The 14,831-nt window shown below is 41.4% G+C and carries 14 protein-coding genes and 1 pseudogene; 3 read left to right on the plus strand and 12 right to left on the minus strand.

All coding sequences use genetic code 11. The annotated features are described in order from the left end of the window. Positions 1-233 precede the first annotated feature (233 nt). Entirely contained in the window at positions 234-581 is a 348-nt protein-coding gene (locus tag VE944_RS14685; RefSeq protein ID WP_229558895.1) for a carbon dioxide-concentrating mechanism protein CcmK, read from the minus strand. Between the two features lie 85 nt (positions 582-666). Further along, positions 667-978 carry a BMC domain-containing protein gene (locus VE944_RS14690; RefSeq protein WP_094352432.1) on the minus strand — a complete coding sequence of 104 codons (312 nt, stop codon included), beginning with the start codon at positions 976-978 and terminating at the stop codon, positions 667-669. Positions 979-1,291: 313 nt separating this feature from the next. Here VE944_RS14690 and VE944_RS14695 point away from each other — a divergent pair. Continuing rightward, positions 1,292-2,209, plus strand: a pseudogene (locus VE944_RS14695) (alpha/beta fold hydrolase). Positions 2,210-2,279: 70 nt separating this feature from the next. Here the strand turns inward: VE944_RS14695 and VE944_RS14700 are convergent. The 3 genes from VE944_RS14700 to VE944_RS14710 form a co-directional block, all read right to left on the minus strand. Next, entirely contained in the window at positions 2,280-3,278 is a 999-nt protein-coding gene (locus tag VE944_RS14700) for a methyltransferase domain-containing protein (RefSeq protein ID WP_324978191.1), read from the minus strand. A gap of 138 nt (positions 3,279-3,416) precedes the next feature. Then, positions 3,417-4,163: a hypothetical protein gene (locus tag VE944_RS14705; RefSeq protein ID WP_324978193.1), complete on the minus strand. Its 747-nt coding sequence runs from the start codon at positions 4,161-4,163 to the stop codon at positions 3,417-3,419. Between the two features lie 2 nt (positions 4,164-4,165). After that, positions 4,166-4,798: a ParA family protein gene (locus VE944_RS14710; RefSeq protein ID WP_324978194.1), complete on the minus strand. Its 633-nt coding sequence runs from the start codon at positions 4,796-4,798 to the stop codon at positions 4,166-4,168. Between the two features lie 293 nt (positions 4,799-5,091). On the opposite strand from VE944_RS14710, the gene VE944_RS14715 reads away from it, so the two are divergent. Further along, positions 5,092-6,441 (plus strand): cytochrome P450, encoded by a 1,350-nt coding sequence (locus VE944_RS14715; RefSeq protein ID WP_324978208.1) that lies wholly within the window; start codon positions 5,092-5,094, stop codon positions 6,439-6,441. Positions 6,442-6,768: 327 nt separating this feature from the next. Here VE944_RS14715 and VE944_RS14720 read toward each other — a convergent pair whose 3' ends face one another. The 3 genes from VE944_RS14720 to upp form a co-directional block, all read right to left on the minus strand. Beyond that, a complete protein-coding gene (locus VE944_RS14720) occupies positions 6,769-7,026 on the minus strand; it encodes a YggT family protein (RefSeq protein WP_324978196.1) in 258 nt (85 codons plus the stop codon). 127 nt (positions 7,027-7,153) lie between these two features. Further along, a complete protein-coding gene (locus tag VE944_RS14725; RefSeq protein WP_324978210.1) occupies positions 7,154-7,507 on the minus strand; it encodes a ssl2009 family thylakoid membrane protein in 354 nt (117 codons plus the stop codon). Positions 7,508-7,579: 72 nt separating this feature from the next. Further along, complete coding sequence (upp, locus tag VE944_RS14730; protein ID WP_324978198.1) at positions 7,580-8,230, minus strand: uracil phosphoribosyltransferase; 651 nt, start codon at positions 8,228-8,230, stop codon at positions 7,580-7,582. Between the two features lie 331 nt (positions 8,231-8,561). Here upp and crtH point away from each other — a divergent pair, with 331 nt between their 5' ends. Next, on the plus strand, positions 8,562-10,052 hold the full coding sequence (gene crtH / locus VE944_RS14735; protein WP_324978200.1) for a carotenoid isomerase: 1,491 nt from the start codon (positions 8,562-8,564) through the stop codon (positions 10,050-10,052). A gap of 37 nt (positions 10,053-10,089) precedes the next feature. On the opposite strand, the gene purT is transcribed toward crtH, so the two are convergent. From purT to VE944_RS14755, 4 genes are all read right to left on the minus strand, one after another. Next, positions 10,090-11,253: a formate-dependent phosphoribosylglycinamide formyltransferase gene (purT, locus tag VE944_RS14740; RefSeq protein WP_324978202.1), complete on the minus strand. Its 1,164-nt coding sequence runs from the start codon at positions 11,251-11,253 to the stop codon at positions 10,090-10,092. 65 nt (positions 11,254-11,318) lie between these two features. Then, positions 11,319-11,801, minus strand: a complete 483-nt coding sequence (locus VE944_RS14745; RefSeq protein ID WP_324978204.1) for a pentapeptide repeat-containing protein — start codon at positions 11,799-11,801, stop codon at positions 11,319-11,321. A gap of 196 nt (positions 11,802-11,997) precedes the next feature. Further along, on the minus strand, positions 11,998-13,758 hold the full coding sequence (locus VE944_RS14750) for an ABC transporter permease subunit (RefSeq protein WP_324978206.1): 1,761 nt from the start codon (positions 13,756-13,758) through the stop codon (positions 11,998-12,000). Between the two features lie 44 nt (positions 13,759-13,802). Further along, positions 13,803-14,753, minus strand: a complete 951-nt coding sequence (locus tag VE944_RS14755) for an ABC transporter ATP-binding protein (protein WP_324978207.1) — start codon at positions 14,751-14,753, stop codon at positions 13,803-13,805. Positions 14,754-14,831: the final 78 nt, after the last annotated feature.

A 14,831-nucleotide genomic window follows, 5' to 3' on the forward strand; every position in this document is an offset into this window, starting at 1 on the left:
TTCTTACAACTTTTACATTCTCAAAAATCAATAGTCAACAGTCAATATTAATTTTGACTATTGACTTTGACTGTTGCTTTCCCTCTGCTTCAAAATTCAACTTATGCAAAATCTAAAAACAGAAAACTTTGTAATCCTCTAAAGTTTTGATAGTCAGAAGTCTGACAAGAAACTTATATTTAAATTCATTTATGGGAATTTTTTGTTTTGAATTCCCCCACAGCAGGTTGAATCTATCGACTGTTTGATCTAACAATGGGATTTTCTACAGATTCTCGATACCCTTGGACTTGTTCTGTGTAACCAATTGGCAGAACAGCTTCAACGTTTTCATGGGGACGAGCAATAATTACCCAGGATTCAAGTGTACCGCCATAAACATTTTCTGCGGCTTCAATACCGGCAGCCATAGCGGCTTTTACTTCAGAAACATCGCCACGAATATTAACTGTAAAACGAGCGCTACCTACTCTGATATAACCAACGAGCGTGACTCGACCAGCTTTTACCATAGCATCTGCTGCTGCTAGCACCGCAGGGAAACCTTTCGTTTCAAGTGCTCCAACTGCCTGTAATGACATTATTAATCTCCTGTATGAATAAACGATATGGGGACTACCAGTTAATTGTACGAAGCTTCGCTACAGATTTTAATAGCAAAATTGCTTAGAACATACGGAATGGTTCTGATTCTTCAGTGAAATGGATTGGTAATATGGTTTCAACATTTTCTGGGGGATTGGGAACGATATAGTAGGTAATTACTGTACCAACCTTAACTTCCTCTCCAGCTACGATTCCGGCTTCAACAGCTCTATTTACTTCAGAAACGTGTCCCCGGACAGCGACTAACAAACGAGCGCTTTCTGCTTGACCATAATACACAATTGTGACTGCGGCAGCTTTGACCATTGCATCTGCTGCTGCTAAGACACTAGGAAAACCTAAAGTTTCAATTACGCCAACGGCCATTGGCATGGCATTAGCTCCTGGATTAAGGGATAGGCGATATTAATTGTACGTGGCTTTAGTCCCATTTTTAACATTTTAGAAAACTTTTTTTGATGTCATAATTTTTGGGGGAGTGGGGAGTGGGAAGTACAGACGCGATTAATCGCGTCTGTACAATTAGGAGTTAGGAGTGGAAAGTGGGGAGTTAGAATGTTTTGATACCTGCTGGTCTATGTTTTCTGTATTACAATTAATATTTCATGATGTTAGTTTGTGTAATTTTGTTGTTTAAGAAAATCAGCTATGTGTGGAAGCAAGCTAGTGCGATAAACTGAAATTTATGTTTCCGAATTTTCTTCCTAAAGCAGTTGGGCAACTGACAGAATCTGCCTCGATCGCACTAGCTCAAAGTATTCAGAAAATTGCGATCGCTACTCCTTTAATTAATCAATCAGTTACCACAACATTTGTCAAGCAAGGAAGTGGTGGAACTCCTATTTTATTAATTCACGGCTTTGATAGTTCTGTATTAGAATTTCGACGGCTTTTGCCATTACTATCTGGAGATAATGAAACTTGGGCAGTGGATTTGTTGGGTTTTGGGTTTACAGATAGACTCTCAGAAATTGCCTATAGCCCAACTGCGATTAAAACCCATCTTTATTATTTCTGGAAAAGCCTGATTAACCAACCTGTAATTTTGGTAGGTGCTTCGATGGGGGGTGCGACTGCAATTGATTTTACGTTGACTTACCCAGAAGTAGTAAAAAAACTGGTGTTAATTGATAGTGCTGGGTTGGCGGGTGGTTCCCCATTAAGTAAATTAATGTTTCCCCCATTTGATTATTTAGCAACTCAGTTTTTGAGTAGTATGAAGGTGCGCGATGTCTGACGACAAGCCGCTCCGCGTCTACGCGTTTCCCGCATTGGATATAAAAATCAAAGTCTTGCCTCTGTCGATGCGCTATATTGTGGCGCATTACATCTACAAATGCCGAGTTGGCATCAAGCTTTGATTACTTTTACTAAAAGTGGTGGTTACAGTGCTTTTAGATTTAAAAAAATATCACAAATTGTGCAACAAACGCTAATTTTATGGGGCGATTCCGATAAAATTTTGGGTACTAGGGATGCCATGAGATTTAAAAGAACAATTCCACATAGTACCCTCATCTGGATTGAAGATTGTGGACATCTCCCTCACTTAGAGCAACCACAAATTACTGCCCAGCATATTTTAAATTTTTGTGCTGAATGACATTAAATCATCACTGAAAATCAACAGAAAATTGATCATCATGCGATAGCTTTGCTCGGCGTAGGCATCGCTACCTAACCAAGTTTGAGGGAGTTTGGTTAGCAAAGTTTGTGTCCGTCAATTCTGTGCCTGAGTTCGCCCGTACAGCGCGGAACATTCCAAACCGACACAGCCCTGCACCAAATGCCAAACGCATTAGTAAAAGTGTCGGCACTTCCCGCACAGACTTGACAAAACCAGACAGTCCAAAACGCACCAATCCGTCTGGCCGAGCTATCCCTTGCCAGATTGAATCTAACCAAGAAGGAAGCGTTTCTTTCGTCCAGTCTGCTGTAATTACCTCCCCCTCAACTAATTTCGTCTCTGCTAAAAGTTCAGAAAAGCCTTCTATGCTGGAGAAAGCTGGATGAGACCACTGATCGAGGAGTTGTCTCATCACTGGTTCCTCCCAAAAATTTAGCGGTTTTTGGCGGTCATCTCTTTGATTCCAATCAGCTACAACCAACACTCCACCAGGCTTTAGCACCCGGATTAATTCTCTGGCAAAAACAGCTTTATCGGGCATATGAGGGCCTGCTTCAATCGACCAGACCACATCAAAACTGCCATCTGGAAACGACAATGCCATTGCATCATCAATCGCAAACTGAGCGTTTAGCCCTTGGGGTGTTAACTCCTGGGCGCGTTTCACCTGCTGTGGGCTGATCGTAATTCCTGTGACGGCAAACCCATAATCTCGCGCTAAAATCCGACTACTGCCTCCAATACCACAGCCAACATCTAAGACGGTAGTACCAGGAGGTAATTTATCTAAACCACCCCATCTAACCATTTCATGTACAAAGTCAGATTTAGCAGCCAAAAAATCCTTCCGTTGTGGCGGCGAACCGTAGTGACCGAGGTGAATGTGTTCTCCCCAATAAAACTCTAGGATGCCGTCAACAGTCCATTGATCGTAGGAATTGGCTACTGTGCCAGAAGATTGATACTTGCGAGCAGTCAGGAAATAAGCCGCAATTCCCATCACTAAAAGCAGAGGAACACCAATTACAAAATATAAGGTTGACATTGTTTTGAAAGCTTCCCATACAACTAACGTAGCTGGTTGACTATTATTCAATTTCCTGAAAGCCCTATGTGATTTTGATCTTGGTGAATTCTACTTTTATTCAAGCTTATCAATATTTAGATGCGTTTGCCTTAGACTCTAGTCAAGTAACCACATCTCGTTAGAAGTCTCAGGATACTGATTTGGTTGATTTTGTGGTTGATTTTGAGCTAGTGGTTGCGATGACCGATGTGATTTTTTGTAGTTAAGTGGATTGTAGTGGTCTTTTACTGGTTTTATAGCACTAGTTTCTTTTACAACACTACCAGCATACTCATCTGGTTGATTTTGAGCTAGTCTTTCTGATGAAAGATGTGATTTTTTGTAGTTATATGGATTGTAGGGTTCTTTTACGGGTTTTATAGCATTAGTTTCTTTTACAGCTATAGCAAGTTTAGAATTATCTTCTGCTGTTTGTTTTAAAGCATTAATTTCTTCTATAAGCTGGGAATTTGCTTCTGCTAGTTGTAGTGCTGTTTTTTTGGTTTCTTCAAGTTCTCTTGCAACTTGTTGTACTAATGATTTATGTTCGGATGCTAATGTTTGTTGTTTAGATAGTTTTGATTGCAAATCAGCAATTTGTTGCCCAAGAGATGCTTCATTTTTATGGCTTTTTTCCAGATTAGCTGTCAACTCTTTGACAGTTGCTTCTAAATCAGCCTTAGTTGGGCTTGTGCGCTTAGTAGAATTTGCCTCAGGTGTTTGTGCTGAGGATTCTTCATCTGATGAAGCTTGTTCTTCGGCAATTTCTTGTGCTGTAATTTCAATCGCAGATTCCCCTTCGGTGGGTGTAAATTTTTGCGCCTCTTCTTGTAATAAGTCAGAGAGACTTTGTTTCCTAACCATTATTATTTTCTCCAATCACGCTGTAATTCATCAGCTGCACGGCGGTAGTCTAACTCCGCCTCCCGTGCATTACTTCCTCGCCATTGACTAATCGCTACACCCTCAAGTGCCGCTCTTTCATGAGCCTTATAAGCACGGATAAAGGTATTACAAGCAGGAATACCTAATCGAGTGAGAGTGTTTTTTGCTTCTAGTGCTTCCCCCATACTGCGCGTATCGACTTTGGTAAGCAGTACCCGATGGGGAGTTCCCACGGGGATGACGGCTTCCTTAACTGTTTCTACTAGGATAGCTAAATCCATTGCGGCTGGGGGTGTAGGCAAAACTAGATAATCTGAGATCGCAACTACCGCCACTAATGCTTCAGAGCGCAAGGCGGGAGGCGTATCCACCACTATTAAATCGTAACCTGTTATCTTACCTAAATTACCTAAAAGTGTCGGATCTGTTTCTTGAGATAAATCAAATCCCATTCCCTGCTGACTGCGGCCAAACCACCAACTGGCAGAACCTTGAATATCTGCGTCAATCAGCAGTACCTTTTTTTTCTTCGCAAAGTTTGCAGCCAGATTGACTGCGGTGGTCGTTTTACCGACTCCTCCTTTACCGTTGAGAATAGCGATGATTTTTGGCACTGCTTTAGCTAGGAAAAGGGAGTGGGGAGTGGGGGGTGGGGAGTGGGGAAGAAATCTTTTTCATTTTTGGTTGTGGGATTTTTTGATTATGGACTGACTTGAAAGAGTGTTGAGTACTGAGTTAGTTATTAGAAGTTATTAGTTATTATCCTTCTCTTCCACTTTCTACTCCCGTTCGGCTACGCTCACAGCAAGCCTACTCCCCCATGATGAATATACCGCTTTATGTGGGCCTCAAGAACATGAAAACTCGTACCAATAAAATTCAGAAGCCATCAATTCCCCAAACTCCGATGACAGCAACTTACAATTTGCCTGATGGGCCTCAAATGCCGCGCTGGCTGCGGATGATCAAGTTTATTGGTCAGCCTATAGAATATGTGGACGATTTTGCCAAAATTTATGGTGACACTTTCACCATCAGAAGTAGTCGCTCTAACAACCATATTGTTTACTTTAGTCAACCCCAAGCGCTTGAGCAGATTTTTACTGCTGATTCCAGTCATTTTGAGGTTGGCAGGGGGAACATAGGGCTAAAATTTTTGCTTGGTGATCGCTCCTTTATGTTAGCGGATGGCGATCGCCACCAGCGTCAACGGCAATTACTTGCTCCTCCATTTCATGGCGAAAGGATGCGGGCTTATGGTCAGGATATCCAAGAAATAACCCGACAAGTGAGTAATGAATGGCAAATTGGCAAGCCTTTTAATATCCGTGAGTCGATGCAAGAAATCACTTTGCGTGTTATTCTGCGGGTTGTATTTGGTTTAAATGAGGGAGAGCTTTTTGAGTCATTGAGGCGATCGCTAAGTGAGTTACTAGACTTCATCAGTTCGCCCGTAATGTCTAGCGCCTTCTTTTTCAGGTTCATCCAAAAAGATTTTGGTGCGTGGAGTCCGTGGGGCCGGATTCTGCAACAACGGCAAAAAATTGATCAACTTATTTATGCTTTACTTCGAGAACGTCGGGCTGAATCTGATCAAAATCGCCAAGATATCCTGAGTTTGATGATGGCAGCCCGTTACGACGATGGACAAGGAATGTCAGATCAAGAATTACACGATGAGTTGATGACACTCCTAGTTGCAGGACATGAAACTACCGCTTCTGCGTTGACATGGGCTTTTTACTGGATTGACCATTTACCAGAGGTGCGTGAAAAATTACTACAGGAACTCAATACGATTGGAGTTAAACCCGATTTGAGTAGTGTAGCTAAATTGCCCTATTTGACAGCAGTGTGCCAAGAAACATTGCGAATTTACCCAATTGCCATGACTGCTTTCGTGCGGGTTGTGAAGACCCCAATTAAAATTATGGGCTACGAACTGCCACAAGGGACAGCAATAGTTCCCAGTATTTATTTAGCGCATCATCGAGAAGAAGTTTACCCACAATCCAAGCAGTTCAAACCAGAACGCTTTTTAGAAAGACAATATTCACCCTATGAATATTTACCCTTTGGTGGCGGTAATCGTCGCTGTATTGGGATGGCATTTGCCCAGTATGAAATGAAAATTGTCTTGGCAACTATTTTGTCAGAACTTCAAGTATCCTTAGTGAACAAACGTCCTGTGCATCCTGTGCGCCGTGGGTTAACAATAGCCGCACCTGCCGGAATGCGGATGGTTGCTACACGTTAGGTTAAGCGTGCAAATACCGTTGCCACTTCTAGTTTAGGTTGATGTACTTAAGTGAAGCTATCCTGAAGGCGATCGCTTTTATTCTCTAATAATATGGGCAAACTAAATAATAGATTGCAAACGCGCTGAAGCTGCACTTTGTAACTCCCAAAAAAGCTTCTCGTTGCTGATTCAACAATGGTTAATGGCGGTGATTGAATAGAGGTTTGAATTTCTGGTTCTTCTCCATCCAAAAAAATTGTAGAGACGCTTTCACAATTGGCGTCTCTACAATTTTTCTTATTCGGTTACTAATCAAAATCCCTGTACGAATAGATGGCAGATTAGTTAAAAAGGAATAGCTCTCAGAAAGCCACCAGCTAAGTTGAGCGCGAAGAAAGCTAAGATTGGAGAAAAATCCATACCGCCTAATGGGGGAATAATTGACCGGAATAGATTCAAATAAGGGTCGCTTATCTGGGCTAAAGCAGCAAATGGCTGATTATACCAGTTGATTTGCGGAAACCAGGTCAACAAAACCCGGATAATTAGCAAATAGCTATAAAAGGTGACAAAGGTAATTAGTGTCGTAATCAGTAAACTCATGGATAGCTTTGTTTCCTACTAAGTGTCAAACGCGGTCTTATCTTTTAATTTTAATTTAGTCTATGTCATGATGTTTGCGGATTTAGCACTTACCACACTTGACATTTTCACCACGCTTGAACAAACTTCAAGAGTCTTTAGTGAGGGAGCGATCATTGCTTGCTTGGGGTGAACCGCTATTAACATTTCCCAGTTGCTTCCGCACATCATCTATTGTGGCATTTAGCTGGGCAATTTTATCTTCTAGCGATCGCCTAGCCGTTTCTATACCGATGTTCTCGCTTTCTGAGGCTTTCATCTGACGCCGCTTTGCTGCTATTTTCTTCGCTTCGACTTGGCTATCCGTCAGTTCTGTCTCGTCCTCTGCTAGCAATTCTGGATTGCGTCGAGAAGCAATCAGTGCCCCGATAACACCGCCAAATACGCCACCGACAAACGCCCCTGCGACAAAACCACTGCCAAAACCATCTCGTTGACTCATATTACCGCCTTCAACAAACCTTGCAACTTTTACAGTAGTTATGCTATTTTCCTGCCCTAGCTGCATAGTAGCTTAAGTCCCAAAGATGCGATCGCCTGCATCTCCCAATCCCGGTACAATATACCCCTTGTTGTTAAGTTTTTCGTCAATAGTCGCTGTGTAAATTATTAAACCTGGATAAGCTGCACTCAGTTTTTGCAAAGCTGGTGCAGCCGCCACTACGCAGACAATCCGGGTCAAGGTCGGATCGGCACCCCGTTGTATCAATTCTGCCATTAACGCCATGATCGACCCTCCTGTTGCCAACATTGGATCGGTAATTAACACTCGTGTTTCGGGGTCAAATTTTTCTGGTAACTTGTTTAGATAACAATGAGGTTGCAGTGTTTCTTCGTCTCGCACCAAACCAAAATGGTAAATAGAAGCTAAAGGCAGTAAAGTCTGCGCTCCCTCAAGTAATCCTAGTCCAGCCCGCAGAATCGGCACTACTGCCACTGGTATTTGCGGATCAATCACAGTTGCCAAACAGGTATCCAAAGGACTCTGCACCGTCGTTTCTTGGGTTGGCAACCAGTCTCGTGCAGCTTCATAAGTTAGCCATCTTCCCAACTCAGTCATGGCACTGCGAAATAACACTGAAGGTGTGCCTGCATCACGGGCAACTGCCAGCCAGTGTTTTATCAGGGGATGGGGTGGAACATAAACCCGCAATTGTAGCGTCATAGCCAGAAATAAGGGCTTTTTTATTGTATAAGAACTGAAAACACCATAATACTCTTTCCTGCATCCGGCTGACATCTGAATAATTAACGCCGTCAATTTTATTGATAAACTTTTTCATTAACAATTGACATTAATTCTCAATCAAGGCTATACTGTTATACAGTGTTCTCCTCTCTTTTAAGGATCGGCAGACGGGATTAGCCAGCAGCAGCAGGCTCGTCCCTCTTTTTTTTGATTGGTCATTAGTCATTGGTTATTGTTCAGGTCATTAGTCAATATTGATTGACTCTAGACAAAAGACAAGGGACTCTAGACAAAGGACAAAGGACAAATGACAATTGATGCAATCGTGATCGGGTCTGGGATTGGCGGATTAGTAACAGCAACCCAGTTAGCAGCTAAAGGAGCAAAAGTACTGGTACTGGAACGTTATTTGATTCCAGGTGGTAGCGCTGGTTATTTTGAACGCCAAGGTTATCGATTTGATGTTGGTGCATCGATGATTTTTGGGCTGGGACAGAACGGCACTACTAATCTACTCACCCGCGCTTTGTCAGCTGTGAATGTTAGCCAAGAAGCGATCGCAGATCCGGTACAGATTCACTATCATCTTCCCCAAGGTTTAGACCTGAAGGTTGACCGGGTTTATGAAAAATTTTTGCAAAACCTTATTGCTTATTTTCCCCATGAAGACCAGGGGATTCGTCGGTTTTATGACGAATGCCAAAAAGTATTCAACTGCCTCAATCGCATGGATTTGCTGTCGCTGGAAGAACCTCGGTATTTACTGCGGGTATTTTTTCAGCATCCTTTGGCGTGTCTCGGTTTAGCTAAGTATCTGCCCCAAAATGCCGGGGACGTGGCGCGGCGCTACATCAAAGACCCGCAATTATTGAAATTTATCGATATGGAGTGTTATTGCTGGTCGGTGGTTCCATCAGACATGACACCAATGATTAATGCTGGGATGGTCTTTTCTGACAGGCATTATGGCGGAGTTAATTATCCTAAAGGCGGGGTAGGACAAATTGCCCAAAAACTGGTGGAAGGTCTAGAGAAAGCTGGAGGTAAGATTGAGTACCAAGCTAGAGTCACGAAAATTCTCACAGAACAGGGAAAAGCGGTGGGTGTGCAACTGGCTAATGGTAAAGTATATCGGGGTAAACGCATAGTTTCTAATGCTACACGCTGGGATACATTTGAACAATTATTACCAGTAGAAGACATGCCAGATAATGAGAAAAAGTGGCAACAAAATTATCAAAAATCTCCAAGCTTCTTGAGTTTGCACATGGGAGTAAAGAAGTCAGTTTTACCTGTGGCGACAGAGTGTCACCATATTTTGCTGGAAGATTGGGAAAAGATGACAGCAGCAGAAGGCACTATTTTCGTTTCGATTCCTACATTGCTTGATCCAGATTTAGCACCAAGTGGATATCACATCATTCATGCATTTACGCCTCACTGGATAGATGATTGGCAAAAACTTTCTCTGAGTGAATACGAAGCGAAGAAAGAAGAGGCGGCTTGGCGAATTATTGATCGTCTAGAAAATATTTTTCCCGAATTAGATGCTGGATTGGATTATCTGGAAGTGGGGACACCCCGCACCCATCGCCGCTTTTTAGGTCGTCAGGATGGCACTTATGGGCCAATTCCTCGGCGCAAGTTGTGGGGGTTATTGAATATGCCCTTTAATCGCACAGCTATTCCAGGACTTTATTGTGTGGGGGATAGTACCTTTCCGGGTCAAGGATTGAATGCAGTAGCTTTTTCTGGATTTGCTTGCGCCCACCGCATTGCCGTAGATTTAGGATTTTAACGCGATAGGCTTGGGTTATTTTTGAATCGATATTAGATTAGATAATTGTGATTTTATTGGCTGCTTTCGTAGCTTTTTCCCTAGCCTCTTGGACATTAATACCTTTCGCTAAAGCTACGCCCATTCGCCGATATGGATGAGCATTAGGTTTACCAAACAATCTAATATCTACATCTTTTTCTGACAAAGCATCGGCTACACCACTAAAAGCAATAGAATCAGCTTTTTCGGAAGCTAAAATTACCGCACTAGCTGATGCTCCTAGCTGTTCTATATGAGGAATTGGCAAGCCTAAAATAGCTCTTAAATGTAGTTCAAATTCATTGAGATTTTGTGAGATTAATGTCACCATTCCTGTATCGTGAGGTCTGGGAGAAAGTTCAGAAAAAATCACTTCATCTTTGGTAATGAAAAATTCAACACCAAAAATTCCGGCTCCTCCCAAAGCATCGGTGACTTTTATAGCTATTTCTTGAGCTTTTAATATCTTGTCTTCAGAAATTAGTGCGGGTTGCCACGATTCTTGATAATCGCCTCGTTCTTGGCGATGACCAATAGGAGAACAGAAAATAGTGGGTGCCTTCCACTGTTTAATTGTCAGTAAAGTTATCTCAATTTCAAAATTAATAAATTCTTCTACGATGACCTTTTGACTGTCTCCTCTAGAATTAGCGATCGCATAATTCCAAGCCCTCTCAACCTCACTCTGTTCCTGCACTATAGACTGACCTTTACCAGAGGATGACATTACAGGTTTAACAACATTACTAAACCCAATTTCATCAGAAACTGCAATCAATTCTTCTAGAGTTGTTGCATAACCATATTTAGCCGTTCTGATGCCTAATTGTTGATGTGCCAATTCCCGAATTCTATCACGGTTCATTGTATAGTTAGTGGCAGCCGCAGTCGGTATAACTGTAATCCCTCGCTGCTCAAATTCGATCAGTTTTTCTGTTCTGATTGCTTCAATTTCTGGTATAATAATATCTGGCTGATGTTTTTTCACTACAGCTTCCAAATCATCCGCACTGAGCATAGAAATAACTTCATAAGCATCAGCAACTTGCATAGCTGGAGCATTGGCGTAGCGGTCAACGGCAATCACATAATTACCAAGACGTTGAGCTGCGATCGCAAATTCTTTGCCCAGTTCTCCTGAACCCAGCAACATCAATTTTTGGGGCAACTTAATACTCATTAATTTATCCAGGTCAATCTCAATTTAATAATTTTATAATTTTGTGTGTTTTAATTATCATCTCTTCAAGAATTAAATCTAGCTCCGCGTAGTTGTAAATCTTGACGTTGCATCTGAGTTAAACCAGTACCTACGCCAAGATCACACTTATCTACTAGAGCCTCTAACCAAATAGTCTCATTCAAAGTCGCACCTTGTAAATCTGCATTTCTCAAATCGGCTTTCGTAAAATTTGCAAATAACAGGTCTGCATTTATTAAACTGGTACCTTGCAGATTTGCTCCAGACAGATTTCCCCGAATAAAGTTTACGCCATCTAAAATTAAACCAGATAAATCTGCTCCTATAAGATTCGGAAATTTTAGCTGACTTGGATATTGAAAAAACCTCATCATACAGATAATATTTGCTTCATTTAGTCGTATCTTGCTTAAAAACTCATAACGAGCTATACCCAATTGTTTAAGAATTTGCAGACGCTGTGGAGGACTTTTTTCTAAAAACTGAATGGCTGTATGGCGCAGGTCTTGAGTTGGCAGATTTAGCATTATTGTCAAATTGTAATGATACTTATGCTAATGAAAAGTTTAACCTTAATGCAAGAACCCCGACTTCTTTGAAAAGTCGGGGTTCTAATAGATAATTACTTATCTAGTACAGCGCAACAGAAATAAACAACCTATTCCGAATCAACGAAAAGCATACGCTGTATTCATCTTGACTTTTGACTTCCGCCTTGCGGCACTAGCGTCTTGCTAATAGTGCCTTCGTTGCAGATTCGCCTGCTAATCTCACCTGTTTTGTTAACTGGAAGTTTAACAACGCTAGAACACTCAACTCAGCTAGGAATGCCATAAAAATTGTTGTTGCTCCAGAGTGTTGTATTGCAGCCCAAGGAAAAGTTGAAAACAGCCATACAGTAGGATATTTCCACGAGGATATGCCAAGAAATCCTAGAATCATTGGTGGTAAGAATGATACCACGCCTATAGTACCTATTGCCCAGAAAGAACGTTTGGGAGTTTTCAGCAAAAGTATTAATTGGGCAATTGTAGCGTAGATCATGATTATGCTGACAGACAAAGCTACAGCTAAAACTACTTTCAACCCGCCAATATTACTATTTAGCCAATTGTCTGTAGATAAAACAGATGTAATTAAAATCCAGACTAGCAAAGGGATAATAACAATTGCCAGATTAATAGCGATCGCCACAAGTGCAGGGCTTTTTTCACCCAAAATTAGATCCTGCCAAACACTCTTGCGGCTAGAAACTTCCTGATGTCGATATCTTGCCCAATCTTGTACATCTTGACGATGAGGGGAAAGAATAGCAATCAAACTAAAAATTAACCCCAAGTTGTATATTGCCAGAAAAATTAAATTTGGCTCAAACTGTCCGTAAAAGTTGGAACTATTTTGCCAATTTTGTAAGCTAAATCCCCAGATCATCACCTGGCAAAAAGCTACTAATAAATAACTTTGTCCCTTGCTGATGATTGAAGCTTGAGGATTACGAAAGCAACGTTTTAAAGCTTGTAATATTCCATAACTGTACAATCCTAAGTTTAACAGATGGAAACTAACAAGACTAACAACATTTTTTCCTAATGGTAAAAAGAAAAACTCCAAGTTTTTCACTTGAGAGCCATTATATACACGTGCCAAGTTAGGAAAAAGATAATTGATTGTATCCCAAGGGGCGAAAAGCCTTAACCAAGCAGTTGAATTATTTAAACCGTTGCTATTAGAATACGATGCAAATCCTATTGTTATGAACAAGAAAAGCAAAACTGCGCCACTACCTAACCAAGGCTGAAAACCGCTAAACCAACGATTAACTAAGCCGAATAGTAGTGCAGCATTGTAGAAGAAAATACAGCTAGCAGCAAGAATTGCGTAGTAACTAAAAATGTAACCAAAGGAAATTTTGGCAGAACTTCCAGCCCACAAGTGTAAAGGAACTGCTACTAAGATAACGAGATAAATTAAACTTGGAACTCCTAGTAACTTGCCAGTCAATATACTTGTTTCTGATTGAGGGCTGAGACGGATAAAATTCAGCGTGCCGCGAGTTTCTTCTCTGGCTAAATCATTTATGAGCAAATAAGTTCCTGCAACTAAGAGGGTAAATACAAAAATTACACTTAAAGAGAGGAATATATATTCCCAGTGATCTCGCCACCACAACTGCCAATCAATTTCATTTGCCGGACAAAAGTTCTTTGAGAGAAAATAATTAAAATCATCAATTTTAGATTGATTTGATTGCTGGTAAAGCTGGTTTTGCCGCAGTTCATATAATTTGCTCAAACGACAGTATGTAGCAGTTAGCGAGTATTCATCATTAGGAAACTCACGTAACTGATATAAAAAAACTACCATTTGTAGAAGTAGAGATGTTGCAACTGCGATCGCTACATTAAAAAACTTCAGGCGTCCTTTGAGTTCCCGGAATAGTTGCGGATTCCAATCGCCGATTTTGTCTACTAAATTGACCATCATAGGAAAAAATTCTCCAAAAATGGGGAGTGATATTTATTGACGAATCAAGATGCTTGTTTGTGACCTAATTTTAAGAAAATAGTTTCTAAGTCCTCTTGTATGCAGTGAAAATCAGTCAGAGGAATGCCTGCTTTAATGAGCGATCGCAACAACTCAGCACTATCTTCATCTTTGCCCGAAAAATTCACCCGCACGCTGTTTTTTCCTGATATCACCTCCCACTCTTCTACCAAATGATGATGTTTCAATTCCCTTAATAGTGCTTCTAGGTTCCCCAGAGTTGATATCACAATTTGCTGGTGGGCAAGACGTTGATAAAGTTGCTGTAAAGAGGTACTTTCTACCAAAAAGCCAAGTTCCATAATTCCCACAGAAGTACACAGTTCAGCTAAATCACTGAGAACGTGGGAAGAAATGATTACAGTCATCCCAGCTTCTTGTAAAGCCTTAATGATTTCGCGGAAGTGCATCCTAGCAATGGGGTCAAGCCCAGAAACAGGCTCATCTAGTAATAGTAAAATCGGTTCGTGGATAATGGTTCGCGCTAAACTTAAGCGCTGTTTCATTCCCCTCGACAGGGTAGAAATGCGACTATTGCGTTTATTGCCAAGTTGGATTAGTTCTAAAACTTCATGTAAGCGTTGAGTGCGGCGTGGTTCTCGTAAACGATAGAGACGCGCAAAATAATCTAGGTAATCCCAGACTGTCAGATCCTCATACAGTGGGTAGTCATCGGGTAAGTAGCCAAGACGACGCTTAAGTTTGGGATTACTCTTGTCACGGACTAGGCGATCGCCATTAATATAAATCTCACCCGTTGTTGGTTCCTCAGCAGTTGCCAACATTCGGATGAGAGTTGTTTTACCTGCGCCATTCGGCCCAATTAGTCCATATACTTCTCCCGCCTGGATTTCTAAATCAATGTCATTGACAGCAACGTGTCGGTCGAATTGCTTAGTTAGTCCACGGGTGCAAATTGCTAATTCTTTTACCATCGCTGCTGGGGTGCGGCTTGTGATTAACAGTTAACCTAACCTTTTTCTACAACTTTTGTCAGGCTGGTTTCGGAAATT

This window comes from Nostoc sp., assembly GCF_035638895.1.
Taxonomy (GTDB): Bacteria; Cyanobacteriota; Cyanobacteriia; order Cyanobacteriales; family Nostocaceae; genus Nostoc.

What these genes read in the sequence shown, in the direction of transcription:
- VE944_RS14685 (WP_229558895.1), bottom strand. Translation starts at nt 581, where the DNA reads ATGTCATTACAGGCAGTTGGAGCACTTGAAACGAAAGGTTTCCCTGCG.
- VE944_RS14690 (WP_094352432.1), bottom strand. Translation starts at nt 978, where the DNA reads ATGCCAATGGCCGTTGGCGTAATTGAAACTTTAGGTTTTCCTAGTGTC.
- VE944_RS14700 (WP_324978191.1), bottom strand. Translation starts at nt 3,278, where the DNA reads ATGTCAACCTTATATTTTGTAATTGGTGTTCCTCTGCTTTTAGTGATG.
- VE944_RS14705 (WP_324978193.1), bottom strand. Translation starts at nt 4,163, where the DNA reads ATGGTTAGGAAACAAAGTCTCTCTGACTTATTACAAGAAGAGGCGCAA.
- VE944_RS14715 (WP_324978208.1), top strand. Translation starts at nt 5,092, where the DNA reads ATGACAGCAACTTACAATTTGCCTGATGGGCCTCAAATGCCGCGCTGG.
- VE944_RS14720 (WP_324978196.1), bottom strand. Translation starts at nt 7,026, where the DNA reads ATGAGTTTACTGATTACGACACTAATTACCTTTGTCACCTTTTATAGC.
- VE944_RS14725 (WP_324978210.1), bottom strand. Translation starts at nt 7,507, where the DNA reads ATGAGTCAACGAGATGGTTTTGGCAGTGGTTTTGTCGCAGGGGCGTTT.
- upp (WP_324978198.1), bottom strand. Translation starts at nt 8,230, where the DNA reads ATGACGCTACAATTGCGGGTTTATGTTCCACCCCATCCCCTGATAAAA.
- crtH (WP_324978200.1), top strand. Translation starts at nt 8,562, where the DNA reads ATGACAATTGATGCAATCGTGATCGGGTCTGGGATTGGCGGATTAGTA.
- purT (WP_324978202.1), bottom strand. Translation starts at nt 11,253, where the DNA reads ATGAGTATTAAGTTGCCCCAAAAATTGATGTTGCTGGGTTCAGGAGAA.
- VE944_RS14745 (WP_324978204.1), bottom strand. Translation starts at nt 11,801, where the DNA reads ATGCTAAATCTGCCAACTCAAGACCTGCGCCATACAGCCATTCAGTTT.
- VE944_RS14750 (WP_324978206.1), bottom strand. Translation starts at nt 13,758, where the DNA reads ATGATGGTCAATTTAGTAGACAAAATCGGCGATTGGAATCCGCAACTA.
- VE944_RS14755 (WP_324978207.1), bottom strand. Translation starts at nt 14,753, where the DNA reads ATGGTAAAAGAATTAGCAATTTGCACCCGTGGACTAACTAAGCAATTC.